The sequence below is a fragment of the Psychroserpens sp. XS_ASV72 genome (assembly GCF_041224425.1).
In the GTDB taxonomy this organism is placed as follows: Bacteria; Bacteroidota; Bacteroidia; order Flavobacteriales; family Flavobacteriaceae; genus Psychroserpens.
In genome coordinates, this window is sequence record NZ_JBGFGL010000067.1 from 12040 (window position 1) to 27102 (window position 15063).

Annotated in this window: 9 protein-coding genes; all 9 read left to right on the forward strand. The window is 36.8% G+C overall.

Going from position 1 to position 15063, the window contains the following annotated elements; all coding sequences use genetic code 11:
• Nucleotides 1-61 precede the first annotated feature (61 nt).
• Nucleotides 62-3913 (forward strand): type IX secretion system sortase PorU, encoded by a 3852-nt coding sequence (gene porU / locus AB9K26_RS01160; RefSeq protein ID WP_369970698.1) that lies wholly within the window; start codon nt 62-64, stop codon nt 3911-3913.
• A gap of 60 nt (nt 3914-3973) precedes the next feature.
• Nucleotides 3974-5212 (forward strand): type IX secretion system outer membrane channel protein PorV, encoded by a 1239-nt coding sequence (gene porV, locus AB9K26_RS01165; protein ID WP_369970699.1) that lies wholly within the window; start codon nt 3974-3976, stop codon nt 5210-5212.
• Between the two features lie 75 nt (nt 5213-5287).
• Nucleotides 5288-5770 (forward strand): cytidine deaminase, encoded by a 483-nt coding sequence (cdd, locus tag AB9K26_RS01170; protein ID WP_369970700.1) that lies wholly within the window; start codon nt 5288-5290, stop codon nt 5768-5770.
• 159 nt (nt 5771-5929) lie between these two features.
• Entirely contained in the window at nt 5930-6928 is a 999-nt protein-coding gene (gene pdhA, locus AB9K26_RS01175; RefSeq protein ID WP_369970701.1) for a pyruvate dehydrogenase (acetyl-transferring) E1 component subunit alpha, read from the forward strand.
• A gap of 3 nt (nt 6929-6931) precedes the next feature.
• The gene (locus AB9K26_RS01180) at nt 6932-8590 is read left to right on the forward strand and encodes a pyruvate dehydrogenase complex dihydrolipoamide acetyltransferase (protein WP_369970702.1); all 1659 of its coding nucleotides are present in this window, start codon (nt 6932-6934) and stop codon (nt 8588-8590) included.
• Nucleotides 8591-8668: 78 nt separating this feature from the next.
• A complete protein-coding gene (locus tag AB9K26_RS01185) occupies nt 8669-9622 on the forward strand; it encodes a M20/M25/M40 family metallo-hydrolase (RefSeq protein WP_369970703.1) in 954 nt (317 codons plus the stop codon).
• Nucleotides 9612-10298, forward strand: coding sequence for an SDR family NAD(P)-dependent oxidoreductase (locus tag AB9K26_RS01190; protein ID WP_369970704.1), 687 nt, complete (start codon nt 9612-9614; stop codon nt 10296-10298). The genes AB9K26_RS01185 and AB9K26_RS01190 overlap by 11 nt, the downstream gene beginning before the upstream one ends.
• A gap of 2 nt (nt 10299-10300) precedes the next feature.
• Entirely contained in the window at nt 10301-10945 is a 645-nt protein-coding gene (locus tag AB9K26_RS01195) for an HAD family hydrolase (RefSeq protein WP_369970705.1), read from the forward strand.
• Nucleotides 10946-10995: 50 nt separating this feature from the next.
• Nucleotides 10996-15027, forward strand: coding sequence for an FG-GAP-like repeat-containing protein (locus tag AB9K26_RS01200; RefSeq protein ID WP_369970706.1), 4032 nt, complete (start codon nt 10996-10998; stop codon nt 15025-15027).
• Nucleotides 15028-15063 lie beyond the last annotated feature (36 nt).

Sequence of the window (15063 nt, forward strand, 5' to 3'; positions counted from 1 at the left end):
AAAAAACAAAGACGTCATAATAACACCCTAATTACATCGTTATATAGACGTTATTATTACTATGAATAGACAAATACCTATTTTTCTTTTATTTATCGTTTCCATTGCTTTTTCGCAACAGAAGCAATTCAATATTGATTGGCAAGGCACAAAACTGATGGAAACAACTTCCTTCTCTTTAGAAGTACCTTCGTTTAGTCAAGAAAATTTTAGTTATAGTCAGGATAAGGGTTTGAAATTTGTAGCCCAATGGATTATACCGACTAAAATTAATGAAGAATCTGCAGAGTTATATGATATTGCCTACCAGACAATACCTAAAGCAAATTTGAAAGACCTTCAAATAGATCGTATTCCAAAATCGGTACAATTCAAATTGTCTAATTCAATTGATCGTAATAAAATTTATGCGTTTTTAGAGTTGAGCCCTATAATTAATGAGAATGGTATCTTCAAAAAAGTTGTATCCTTTAAGTTGCGTTATAATAACAGTACTAATTCTGCTAATAGAAATGCTTCAACTACGCAGGAAATTGTCAATTCTGTTTTAAGCTCAGGAGCTTGGAGACGTTTTTATATTGAAGATACAGGGATATTTAAGTTGACAAAAGGCTTTTTGGAAGATATAGGTGTTAATACTGATGTTGATCCAAGAACTATCAAAATTTATGGAAATGGAGGTGCTATGTTGCCAATGCGTAATGATGAATACTATCCATTAGATCTAACTGAAAATGCTATAAAATTTGTAGGCGAAGATGATGGTGTTTTTAATGATGGCGACTACATCTTGTTTTATGGTGAAGGCCCAAAAGGGTATAATGAGGAGAGCCAGACGAATATCAATGCTTATACCAATAAATCTAATTATTATGTAACCTTTGGTGGTATTTATGGCAAACGAATTCAGTCTATGGTAGAACCAGAGGCAGCACCTAATTTTACTGTAAGCACGTTTCAGGATTATAAGTTTCACGAGGTAGATGAATATAATATTGCTAAATTAGGAAGACGCTGGTTTGGTGATCGCTTCGATATTGAAGATGAAAAAACCTTCACATTTAACTTTCCTAATCTAGTCACTGAGCAACCTGCTAAGGTGAATGTCTTTGCCGCAGCAATTTCAGATGTCAACACGTCAATGACGGTTAAGATAAATTCTCAAGAGGTAGATGTTATTGGTTTCAATGCGTTGTCAGATGGTGTTTTGGCAACTGGATCGTCTTTTCAAGGTGACGTCATATTAAATGGTTCCGAAGTTAATGTAAACTTAGAATACGATAATAGTGGTATACCATCGTCGTTGGCTTTTATAGACTATATTTCTATTGAAGCCACACGTGAATTGCGTTATAATGGCGGACAATTACGATTTAAAAATTACGACGTTGAGTCCAATCCGGGAATTGTTGAATATCAATTAGCGAACAGTTCCAACGTAAGGGAAGTTTGGGATGTGACAGATAAATATAATGTAACGAGTATTCTAAATTCAGATGGAGCAACTGATTTTTCATTTAAGGCAAGCGCAGGAACTTTAAGAAATTATATCGCATTCAATAACCAAAACTTTCTTCAGCCAGTACGAGATGGAAATACTTTTGTGTCCAATCAAAATATTAAAGGCACAATTTTCTTAAACGAGCAAGGTGTTTTTCAAGATATTGATTATTTAATCGTAACTCCTGGTAACATGCGTTCACAAGCCGAACGACTTGCAGAGATTAATAAGCGTCAGTACAATTACAATGTAAAAGTGTTGACCCTAAACCAAATCTATAAGGAATTTAGTTCAGGTAATCAAGATATTGGAGCTATAAGAAATATGGTCAGGTACGTTTATAACAATGCCAGTTCTCCTGAAAATAGAGTGAAGTATCTTTGTATGCTTGGAGATGCCTCATTCGATTATAAAAACAGAATTCCAAACAACACGAATATTGTACCTTCTTGGTTTTCCTATAACAGTTTTACTTTAACAAGTTCTTTTGTGTCTGATGATTTTTATGCCATGATGGATGAAAATGAAGGCGATATGAATACCTCCAATAAAGCTGATATTGCGGTGGGTAGAATCCTTGCCAATTCTCCACAACAGGCTAAGAAACTTATTGATAAAATAGAAGAATATTACGATAAAGCCTCCTTTGGAAGTTGGCGAAACAATATTTTGATGATTTCTGATGATGTTGATGATGGAAGCTTTGAAGGTGAACTGCAACAAACAACTGATGATATCGCAAATCTCATTACCCAAGAAAAACCGTTTTTAAATGCCATAAAGATACATTCGGATGCCTTTTTACAGGAATCTTCCTCAGCTGGTGAGCGTTATCCTCAAGTGAATAAGGAAATCAGGGATGCCATTGATGTCGGTGCCTTAGTCGTAAATTATTTTGGTCATGGTGGTGAAGACGGATTAGCTTCTGAACGGATTTTTGATAAAAATGATTCCCAAGAAGTAGCTAATGCTTGTAAGTACAATCTTTTTATAACGGTAACCTGTGAGTATACAAAATTTGATGATCCACTAAGACAAACAGCAGGTGAGTTCACGTATTGGAATACAAATGGAGGTGCTATTGGATTAATCACTACAACACGACAGATTTTTGTGAGTTTAGGTGAAGCATTTAATGTCATCATTGAACCGTATTTATTTTCCTTTGGTTCAAATGAGTATGTTTCCATTGCAGAAGCTTTGAGATTGTCTAAAAATGATCCTGGAATAAGTAGTAACCCTCAAAAACCTTTGGTGTGGTTTATTGGTGATCCGGCCATGAAATTGGCTTTTGCAAAGCCGAGCATTCTGTTAACCAAAATTAATGACGAACCGATTGGTGCTAACAACGATGTTCTTAAAGCACTTGACAAAGTGAAATTTTCTGGAGAGGTGGTTAACGAATCTGGAAATTTAATCTCCGATTTTAATGGCACCTTAACAGCTACAGTCTTTGATAAGGAAATTGACCGTCAAACCTTAAATAATGATAATCAATCCAATTCTGGGCAACCTGTAATTATGGATTTTAAAACCCTAGGTGAAATCATTTTTAAAGGACAGGCTTCGGTTTCGAACGGACAATTTGAATTTGAGTTTGTAGTACCTAGAGATATTGGCATTCCAGTTGGTCAAGGTAAGGTGAGTTTTTATGCCAAACGCGAATTGCCTCTTGAAGATAGGGCAGGATCAAGCTTTGATATTCAAGTGGGAGGCATTAATGAAAATGCAGAGGAAGATAATGCTGGTCCGTTGATTAATTTATTCATGAACGATGAAAACTTTGTGTCAGGAGGAATTACCAATGAACAGCCTTCGCTTTTAGCAAAACTTCAAGATGATAATGGTATAAATACAGCTAGTGGAATTGGCCATGATATTGTGGCTATTCTCGATGGTGACGAAACCAATCCTTTCATACTAAATGATTATTATACAGCTAATGTAGATGATTATCAAAATGGAACGGTTAGCTATCCGTTTAGAGATTTAAAACCAGGATTGCACACTTTAAGTTTAAAGGCTTGGGATGTTTACAATAATTCGTCTACGGCAGAAATCCAATTTGTGGTTCACGATAAAGATCAGGAGTTGATTATAGATAATGTTCTTAACTATCCTAACCCGTTTATCGATTATACCGAATTTTGGTTCAATCACAATAGTTCTGATGTTCTAGACGTTTCAGTACAGATTTTTACGGTTTCCGGTAAATTAGTGAGGACTCTAAATGGTCAAACCAATGGTGGAAGTAAAGTGACAAGCTCTTTATCAAAAGACATTGTTTGGGATGGTCGTGACGATTTTGGAGAAAAAATAGGTAAAGGTGTCTACATCTATAAACTAAAAGTGAGATCTAGCCGTTTAAATAAAGAAGTTGAAAAAATTGAAAAACTTGTAATCCTGCAATAAAGACTTATATTTGCTAATTGCTGAGCAATCTGTAATTGCTGTTACAACAATAAAAAAGAAATGAAAAAATACATTTTAGCCCTTATCACAGTTTCATTATGTCACTTAAGTAAAGCCCAAGAAACTGTCATTATTCCAAACGATATCGATTCAAGAGTTATAACTACAGGAGTTCCATTCTTATTAATAGCTTCAGATGCTCGTGCAGCTGGAATGGGAGATATTGGAGTAGCTACTTCAGCAGATGCCAATTCCCAGCAATGGAATCCTGCAAAATATTCATTTTCATTAGCAAAGTCTGGTATTGGAGTAAACTATACACCGTACTTAAGTCGCTTGGTTAATGATATCTTTTTAGGTAATGTGACGTATTTTAATCGTATCAATGAGCGTAGTGCATTCGCGGCAAGTTTTAAATATTTTAGTTTAGGTGAAATCGAAATTGTTCAGGATGAATTTTCTGAAGCTTTAATTGAGCAGCCTAACGAATTAACCTTTGATGCGTCTTATTCTTTGAGATTGGCTGATCAGTTTTCTATGGCTGTAGCCTTACGTTACCTAAGATCTGACCTGAGAATACAAGCAGTGGATTCAAATGCCAAGGCTGCTAGTTCCATAGGAGTTGATATCTCAGGATATTATCAAAGTGAAGAGGAGGCTTATAATAGTTTCAATGGCCGTTGGAGAGCAGGTTTTGCCATTCAAAATTTAGGTCCTAAGATCAAATATGACGACGGAGGAAGAGAAAATTTCTTGCCAACTACTTTAAGATTAGGTGGTGGTTTCGACTTTATTTTTGATGATTATAATGCGTTGAAAGTTACTGCTGAGGTAACAAAACTTTTAGTACCAACGCCACCTGAGTTAGGAACAAGAATTACTTATAATGAAAGTGGTGAAACACCAGGATATCAAGAAGACGAAGATGAAGAACTTACAGTTGAAAATAATTACATTATTGCAGGACAAGATAATAATGTGAGTTTCGCTAAGGGTATTTTCCAATCTTTTGGAGATGCTCCAGGTGGTTTCAGCGAAGAGCTTAAAGAGTTTACTTGGTCTTTGGGAGCAGAATATACCTACCAAGATTCCTTTGCATTCAGAGCAGGTTACTTTAATGAAAGTGAAGAAAAGGGTGCTCGTAAATTCTTTGCATTGGGAGCAGGATTTAAGTATACAACTATTAATATAGATATGTCATATCTATTTTCAGCATCTAAGGTTCAAAGTCCGTTGGAAAACACCTTGCGTTTTTCATTAACGTTTAACTTTGGTGATAATGAGTATGACGAATACTAGAATAGAAAATAACCACAAAATCAAAACTATTGTTTTTATTAAAAGCAATAGTTTTTTTGTCTAAAGCCATAGCGTATGAAAGACGTCAAAATTGAATCAACCCTTACTGTTTTTGAAGACTTTAACGAGTTGCCTGAAGCTATTAAAGACTTGTTGCAAAAAGCTATTGATGCTCGTAAAAATGCTTATGCGCCTTATTCAAAGTTTAGTGTTGGTGCTGCTATTTTGCTTGACAATCAGCAGGTTGTAACTGGAAACAATCAAGAAAATGCATCCTATCCATCGGGATTGTGCGCTGAACGAACAGCTATTTATTATGCTGGTTCACAATTCCCGGAAGCTAAAATCTTAAAAATGGCCTTAACGGCAGGCTCAAGAGAGCACCAAACCATCACGCCGATTCCGCCTTGTGGAGCTTGTAGACAAGCTATAGCCGAATATGAGGTAAAACAAGACACGCCTATCGAAATTTATTTTATGGGAGAAACAGGAAAGGTGGTTAAATCGGCTTCACTTGCAAATTTATTACCTCTCGGGTTCGATAGAAGTTTTCTATAACGATTTCGTTACAAATTTTACGTTTTTCAGTTTTTTGGTTACTGTCTAATGTGTTATTTTTGTTAACCGTTAATCCTATTTTAATTAATCTAAATAGTTATTTAGCGAAGTCTTTAGATAGATTTATCTAGAGTGATGTTTTTATCAATATTGAAATAAATGCAAAAGATAACAAAAGAGGTATACCTAAAATGGTATGAAGACATGTTGTTCTGGAGAAAGTTTGAAGACAAGCTTGCTGCAGTTTACATTCAACAAAAAGTTAGAGGATTTCTTCACTTATATAATGGTCAAGAAGCTGTTTTAGCTGGCGCACTTCACGCAATGGATTTGTCTAAGGATAAAATGATAACCGCTTATCGAAATCACGTTCAACCTATTGGGATGGGTGTGGATCCAAAACGTGTCATGGCAGAATTATATGGAAAAGCCACAGGAACCTCACAAGGTCTTGGTGGTTCAATGCATATATTTTCCAAAGAACACCGTTTTTATGGAGGTCATGGTATCGTTGGTGGTCAAATTCCATTAGGTGCCGGAATTGCTTTTGGTGATAAATACCACGGAAGTGATGCCGTTACATTATGCTGTTTTGGTGATGGTGCCGCGCGTCAAGGATCGCTTCATGAGACATTCAACTTGGCAATGTTGTGGAAACTGCCTGTTGTTTTTGTTTGTGAAAACAATGGTTATGCCATGGGAACTTCCGTAGAAAGAACAGCAAACCATACTGAAATCTGGAAACTTGGTTTGGGCTATGAAATGCCTTGTGGTCCAGTTGATGGTATGAATCCGGTTAAAGTGGCTGAAGCTTTTGATGAAGCTATTGCAAGAGCTAGACGTGGTGACGGACCAACATTTTTGGAGCTCAAGACCTATCGTTATAGAGGGCACTCCATGAGTGATGCACAACATTATAGAACTAAGGAAGAAGTAGAGGAATACAAAAAAATAGATCCTATCACTCAAGTTAAGGACATCATCCTTGAAAAGAAATACGCTACTGAAGACGAGATTAAGGCCATTGATAAGCGAGTTAAGGATTTGGTTAAGGAATGTGAGAAGTTTGCTGAAGAATCTCCTTACCCAGATAAAAACGTTATGTATGATGCTGTTTACGAACAAGAAGACTATCCGTTTATACCACATAAATTATAAGCTATGGCTGAAGTAATAAATATGCCTCGTTTGAGCGATACCATGGAAGAAGGTACAGTTGCTACTTGGTTGAAAAAGGTTGGAGATAAAATACAGGAAGGTGATATTTTAGCTGAAATAGAAACCGACAAGGCAACTATGGAATTTGAGTCATTTCATGAAGGGACGCTTTTGCATATTGGTGTTCAAGAAGGAGAAACGACTAAAGTGGATGAGCTATTAGCTATTATTGGTGATGAAGGTGAAGATATATCTGGATTGTTGAATGGAGATGCATCTACAACTAAAGAAGAGGCTTCTACAGATGCTTCAGAAACCAAAAAGAAGGATCAGAAATCGGAACCTGAGACCACTGAAGAAACTCAGGAAGAGACTTCTGAACAGGAAGAACTTCCAGAGGGTGTGACTGTGGTAACAATGCCTCGTTTGAGCGATACCATGGAAGAAGGAACTGTTGCTACTTGGTTGAAAAAAGTTGGAGATACAGTCGAAGAAGGTGATATTTTAGCTGAGATAGAAACTGACAAGGCCACCATGGAGTTTGAATCGTTCCAATCTGGAACCTTGTTGCATGTTGGCTTGAAAGAAGGAGAATCTGCTAAAGTTGATGCCTTATTGGCTATCATCGGACCTGAAGGCACTGATGTTTCCAACATTGCTAAGAACTTTAAAGCTGGAGCTTCTTCTGAAACTAAAAAAGATACACCTAAACAAGACGTTAAGGCTACGGAAACTCCTAAGGAAGAAAAACCGAAAGAAGCGCCTAAACCGACTCCAACTACATCAAGTACAAGCCATACCTCAAAGAACGGACGATTATTTGTATCGCCATTAGCTAAGAAAATGGCTGAGGAAAAAGGTATTAATCTATCTCAGGTTTCGGGTAGTGGTGAAAATGGTCGTATTGTCAAACGTGATATAGAAAACTTTACACCTGGTTCTCAAGCAGCCGTTATTGGTAAATTTGTGCCAACTGGTCAAGAAGACTTTGATGAGGTTCCAAACTCAAACATGCGTAAGGCTATTGCCAAAAATTTGGCGAAGTCTAAATTCTCGGCACCACATTATTATTTGAATGTCGAGTTTGATATGGAAAATGCAATGGCTTTCAGAGCTCAGTACAATTCGTTACCAGATACCAAAATATCTTACAATGATATGGTTGTTAAGGCCTGTGCTTTGGCATTGAAGCAACATCCACAAGTCAATTCACAGTGGTTTGATGATAAAATGCGAATGAACAACCATGTGCATATTGGTGTTGCGGTAGCTGTTCCTGACGGATTAGTAGTTCCTGTCGTACGTTTTGCAAATGAGCAAAGCTTGACACAAATCGGAGCTGCTGTTAAAGATTATGCTGTTAAGGCAAGAAATAAAAAGCTGTCTTTAGACGAAATGGAAGGCAGTACTTTTACGATTTCCAATTTGGGAATGTTTGGTATAGAAAGCTTTACATCTATAATCAATCAGCCAAATTCAGCTATTTTATCGGTTGGTGCTATTGTTGAAAAACCAGTCGTCAAGAACGGTGAAATTGTTGTTGGACATACGATGAAACTTACGATGGCATGTGACCATAGGACGGTTGATGGTGCTACAGGTGCAGAATTTCTTCAAACTTTGAAAGGTTATATTGAGAATCCTGTAACCATGTTGGTGTAACCATCACAAATAAAAGTGTTAATTAAATCCTGCTTCTTGCAGGATTTTTTATATTTAGTTTTAATTCAAATCATGATTATGAAACAGATTGTATTTTTTATTGCAGTGCTCTTATTTGTTGGGTGTAAAAAAGATGCTGAGGGAGAGTCCATTACCATTACCAGTAACGAATTAAAAGAAACGGTAGCTTACCTTTCATCTAATGAATTACAAGGTAGAAGAACGGGTTCTGATGGAATTGACAAAGCGGCAACTTATATTGAAGATCAATTCAATTCTTATGGTGTCGTTCCTTATTTTGAAAGCTTTCGAAGTCAATTTGCAATAGACAGTTTGAATGCTTTTAATGTTGTTGGTTACCTTGAAGGCAAAGATGAAACATTAAAAAATGAATTCATCATTATTGGCGCTCATTATGACCATATTGGTTTTGGAAGACCTGTAGCTAATGATTCCATAGCAAATGGCGCTAATGACAATGCCACAGGAACTGCTGCAGTTTTAGCAATGGCCAAATATTTTGCTGCTAAAAAGAACAATAAGCGTAGTATCATGTTCGCCTTATTTACGGCTGAAGAAATGGGACTTTTGGGATCGAAACACCTAGCAGAAACCTTAAAAGCCAAAAACCTCGATTTGTATACCTTGATCAATTTCGAAATGGTTGGTGTGCCATTAAAGGATTTAGATTACACGGCTTTTGTTACAGGGTATGAGCTCTCAAACATGGGAGAGAAAATGAACGCTTATCTCAATCAGGAAAATTATTTTGGAGCTTCTGAAGTATCCAAAAAGTACCAATTGTTTAGACGCTCAGATAATTATCCGTTTTATTCCGAATTTAAAGTGCCTTCACATACCATTTCTTCATGCGATTTGACCAATTTTGATTACTATCACCATGTCGACGATGAAATAGAGGAAATGGATTTTGAGTTTATGGCAACTTTAATCAATCAAACTATTCCAGCTGTTGAGCGTATGGCAAATTCAGAAACCAAGGAGATTCAGATGAATGCAAATGAAGGCTAAGAATATCATTATTACAGGAACAAGTCGTGGTATCGGATTTGAATTGGTTCAGGTCTTTGCCAATCAAGGACATAATGTCTTAGCATTATCACGTAATGAACAACCGATTTCGAATCTTAACCTAAAAAATGTGACTGCTTTCACATTTGATTTATGCCAGGAAGATGATTACCAAAAGGCTGTTCAGTATATTGAAAATGAATGGCAACATGTCGATATTCTTATCAATAATGCGGGCTTGTTGCTTAATAAACCATTTAAAGACACAACCTTTTCAGATTTTCAAAACATTTATCAAACCAACGTGTTTGGAGTGTCCGAATTAACACGATTGGTATTGCCATTTATGAAAAGTGATGGACATGTAGTGACAATCAGTTCTATGGGAGGCATTCAAGGCAGTATGAAATTTCCAGGTCTAGCAGCATATAGTTCGAGTAAAGGTGCTGTGATTACACTAACTGAACTTCTAGCGGAAGAATATAAGTCAACTGGTCCGCAATTCAATGTTTTGGCGCTTGGTGCAGTACAAACTGAAATGCTTAAGGAAGCCTTCCCAGATTATCAAGCCACAACCTCTGCCAATGATATGGCAAGTTATATTGCAGATTTTGCAATTACTGGTAATAAATTTTATAACGGAAAGGTATTACAAGTCTCTAATTCGACACCCTAATCATGTCAAAATATAAATGTGTCATTTTTGATTGTGATGGCGTTTTGGTCGATAGCGAACCTATCGGAAATCAGGTTTTGGTTGATATGGCTAATGAACTTGGAGCAAATATAGATTTGCAATATGCGTTTAAACACTTTAAGGGATTGAGAATGCAGTCTTGTGTCGATAAAATTGCAGGTTTGATTTCTAATGAATTACCTTCAGATTTTACAACTAATTATCGCCAACGAAGTTTTCAGGCATTCCAATCATCTATAAAACCTGTAGAAGGAGTTGCTTCATTGATCGAATCACTTTCAATACCCTTTTGTGTGGCCTCAAGTGGTCCTGAGAATAAAATCAGGCTTAATCTAGAACTCACCGGTTTGATGCCTTATTTTGAAGAGAAGGTGTTTAGTTGTTATGCCATCCAAAAATGGAAACCTAGTCCAGCAGTATTCCTTTGGGCAGCAGAAACGATGGGTTTCACTCCTGAGGAATGCGTTGTTATTGAAGATAGTATAACTGGTGTTCGAGCCGCAAAAAATGGCGGATTTGATGTTATTGGTTTCACAGCTCATGATTTTGATAAGAAGCTCGAGGCTGAAGCGACCTTTGCAATTAATAGTATGGAAGCTATTAAAACGCTATTGGTGGCCAGTTAATATATATTATTTTAAGTGCTATTTTAGTATCTTTATTTAAAATTGTTCCCTTGAATTCAAATAAACTTATCATAAGATTTTTTGTCACTATTCTTCTTTTTGTAGGTTGTCATTTCAGTATATCAGCCCAAATATTTGAACGTGCTGAAATAGCATCAGGTTTTCAAATTCTAGATAAAAATAATGGTGTTGCAGTAGCAGATATTGATAACGATTTTGATCTGGATATTTTTGTGGTTGCAGTCAAACAAGATATTGAAGGAGAGGAAAACACCCATAGTCGTTTATTTAGAAACGAAAACAACGGTATTTTTACAGACATCACTGAAACTTCTGGACTCACGAATTTATTTCCTGAAGACGGTACAGCTTCCTTTTATGGTCTTGAGGGATTTAAGCATGGTGCGTCTTTTGGCGATTATGATAATGATGGCTATCCAGATTTGTTTTTTACCCATTCCTATAAAGTACAGTTATTCCATAATGAAGGTAATGGGACATTTGTTGAAGTCACCCAAGAAGCTGGGTTCAACGGTTTTGATAGTTGTAGAAATACAGGTGCTACTTGGTTTGATTATGATAATGATGGTTATTTGGATATCTATATAAGCGATTGGGACGAGTGCGATAGCAATTCCCTTTATAGAAATAATGGCAATGGCACATTTTCTAATGTGACACTTCAAACCAATATTCAGGCAACTGAAGATTTAGCGAGTTATGTGGCACTGCCTTTTGATATCAATAACGATGGTTGGATGGATCTCATGGTAGCCAATGATTTTAACGATCCCAATAGTCTTTTTGTCAATCAAAATGGCACATCATTTACGGATCAAGCTCAAAGTTACGGACTTGATAATATGCTGGATGATATGGGAATTGCCATAGGAGATTACAATCTTGATGGTGCCTTCGATTTCTTTTTCACTGGAATTGATGAAAATGCGTTGCTGACTAATGATGGCACAAATCATTTTACGGAAACCTCTGCACTCAATAACATTCCTGAAACAGGATGGGCTTGGGGAACCCGTTTTGCCGATTTTGATCTTGATGGTGATGAAGACTTGATTATCGTTAATGGCTATGATTTTGAAAATCGCAATACAGAAAACAATCGGTATTTTAAAAATTTAACGATCGAAGGTCAATCGGGTTTTGAAGATCGATCAATAGAAGTCAACTTTAATGATTTAACTGTAAGCGTGGAAGCAGTTGATTTTGACTATGACAATGATGGAGACTTAGATATCTTTGTAACGAATTCTGATCAGCGTTCTTTTTTTTATGAAAATAAGTTGCTCAATTTTGACGAAGCCATCACCCAAAATTGGTTTAAGATATTATTGGAAGGGACGATCTCAAATCGTAATGCTATAGGAACCACATTGACCATAACCACAAGTAATGGCCAACTAAAACGATATTACACAGGTGTGGGCTTTTTGTCCCAAAGTTTATTACCAGTTCATTTCGGATTGGGGAATGAGACAACAATAACCGAATTAGAAATTGAATGGCCTTCAGGATTGGTGGAATCTTATAGCGATTTAAATGTCAATACAACTGTGAAAGCAACCGAAGGTCAAGGAATTGAAGCCTTGGATATCGAGCCGAGTCAGAAAATTTATGGCTGTATGGATCCGTATTCCTGTAGCTATAATCCAGATGCAACCATTGATGATAATAGTTGTACCTATTTGCAATCAAATCAAATTTCAGGTGATACAACGTCTGGTTTTTTTACTGTTGAAACGTATTCGTATCCAATTTCGAGTGGTTCTACAACTGTTTGGCAAGTGACCAATGGTGAAATCATCGAAGGTCAAGGTTCTAGTAACGTAACGGTCAAATGGGGTTTAAATGAAACAGGAAGCTTGAGTGTTCGTGAAACCAATGGAACATGTTTCAGTCTTGAAGCTTCCATAGAAGTTGCCTTGAATGCCAATGAATTACCAACGAATGTGTCCATTGCGAAACTTTGGAACGAAGCCTTGCTTGAAGCTATAAGGAATGATTTTGCTAGACCAACAGTACATGCAAGGAATCTTTTTCATTCCAGTATAGCTATGTATGATGCTTGGGCCATATATGATGATGAGGCTAAGCCGTATCTTATTGGCAATTCGGTTCATGGTTTTGAAAGTGACTTAGAAAATTTTATTCCTGCAGAAAGTATTGAAGACTCTCGGAAAAAGGCAATCAGTTATGCTATGTATCGTTTGCTGACATACCGTTTTCAGAATTCGCCAAATGCCGAAGAATCACAAAGGCTCTTCGATTTAATTATGTCACAATTGGGATATGATATTGAGGCAAATACTTCTACCTTGTATCAGTTTGGGAATGCTGCATCATTGGGTAATTATATCGCCCAAACACTAATCGCTTATGGAAATGCTGATGGTTCACGGGAATTGGAACAATTTAGTAATGCCTATTATGAACCTGTAAATACACCATTGGCACCAACTATTCCAGCAACAGTTTTAATGGAAGATCCCAACCGCTGGCAATCTTTAAGTTTAGATACGTATATCGATCAAAGCGGAAACTTAATTCCAGGTTCAACGATTGATTTTTTGAGTCCCGAATGGGGAAATGTGTATTCTTTTGCTATGACTGAAGAAGATCAAACAACGTATAATCGCAATGGAAACACCTATCACGTTTACAATGATCCAGGCTCACCACCATTGTTAAGTTTAGTTGAAAACAATGCTTCAAGTGATGGTTATAAATTTGGATTTTCCTTAGTATCGGTTTGGGGTTCACATTTAGATCCTGATGATGGTGTGCAATGGGATATTTCGCCAGGAGCCATTGGAAATACTAGCATAGATCAATTTCCAAATTCTTATCAAGACTATCCAAACTTTTATAATTTGCTTGAAGGTGGAGTAGTTGGCAATGGACATGCTCTAAATCCTATAACAGGCCAGGCTTATGAGCCTAATATTGTTCCTAGAGGAGATTATGCAAGGGTTTTGGCAGAATTTTGGGCTGATGGACCAGATTCGGAAACACCTCCTGGACATTGGTTTACTATAATGAATTATGTTAACGAACATCCTCAACTTGAAAAAAGGTTTCAAGGTGAAGGAGATACTTTAGACGATTTGGAATGGGATGTGAAATCCTACTTTATTTTAGGAGGCGCAATGCACGATTCAGCCATTTCTGCTTGGAGTGTGAAAGGTTGGTATGATTATGTCCGACCGATTTCAGCCATACGTAATATGGCACTTTTAGGTCAGAGTACAGATGATACTTTAGATAATTATCATGTAGGAGGAATTCCTTTAATTAACGGTTATATTGAAGTGGTTGAAGAAGGTGATCCTCTCTCAGGAAATGCAAATGAGCATGTTGGTAAGATAAAACTGTATACATGGAAAGGTCCAGATTATATCGATAACGAAGCTTCAGATACTGCAGGTGTTGGTTGGATTTTAGCCGAAAACTGGTGGCCATATCAACGTCCTACCTTTGTGACACCTCCTTTTGCTGGATATGTGTCTGGGCATTCAACATTTTCTAGAGCTGCTGCTGAGGTCTTGACAAGAATTACTGGAAGTGCTTTTTTTCCTGGAGGAATTGGAGAATTTAAAGCCAAGCAGAATGAGTTTCTGGTTTTTGAAGATGGACCTTCTGTTGATGTAACTCTACAGTGGGCTACTTATCGTGATGCTTCAGATCAAACAAGTTTATCCCGAATTTGGGGAGGAATTCATCCACCAGCAGATGATATTCCAGGACGCTTTATTGGTGAAAAAGTAGGTAATCAAGCCTTTGATTTTGCCGTACCGTATTTTTACGGCGAAACAATTCCTGAGGTCACTGTAGAACAAATAGTGTTTCCAAATCCAGTAACAAATTTTGAAATTAACATTACCAGTACGTCTCGCAACGATGTATTTAGTTTATTCGATATTAGAGGCCGTCAAGTAACTATCTTAGAAACCCAGTTTGATGAATTTGGTCGTAGAACACGTTTGGTTTTTCCTCAAGATACTTCTGAAGGTGTTTACTTTTTGAAAATTAACAATAGCTCTAAAATGCTCCTTATTAAAAACTAGTGGAGATGTCTTTAGAAAACCTTTGAGATTTCAATT

Bases quoted from the DNA above. Each gene is read 5' to 3' on its own strand.
- porU (WP_369970698.1), top strand. From the start codon at position 62: ATGAATAGACAAATACCTATTTTTCTTTTATTTATCGTTTCCATTGCT.
- porV (WP_369970699.1), top strand. From the start codon at position 3,974: ATGAAAAAATACATTTTAGCCCTTATCACAGTTTCATTATGTCACTTA.
- cdd (WP_369970700.1), top strand. From the start codon at position 5,288: ATGAAAGACGTCAAAATTGAATCAACCCTTACTGTTTTTGAAGACTTT.
- pdhA (WP_369970701.1), top strand. From the start codon at position 5,930: ATGCAAAAGATAACAAAAGAGGTATACCTAAAATGGTATGAAGACATG.
- AB9K26_RS01180 (WP_369970702.1), top strand. From the start codon at position 6,932: ATGGCTGAAGTAATAAATATGCCTCGTTTGAGCGATACCATGGAAGAA.
- AB9K26_RS01185 (WP_369970703.1), top strand. From the start codon at position 8,669: ATGAAACAGATTGTATTTTTTATTGCAGTGCTCTTATTTGTTGGGTGT.
- AB9K26_RS01190 (WP_369970704.1), top strand. From the start codon at position 9,612: ATGAAGGCTAAGAATATCATTATTACAGGAACAAGTCGTGGTATCGGA.
- AB9K26_RS01195 (WP_369970705.1), top strand. From the start codon at position 10,301: ATGTCAAAATATAAATGTGTCATTTTTGATTGTGATGGCGTTTTGGTC.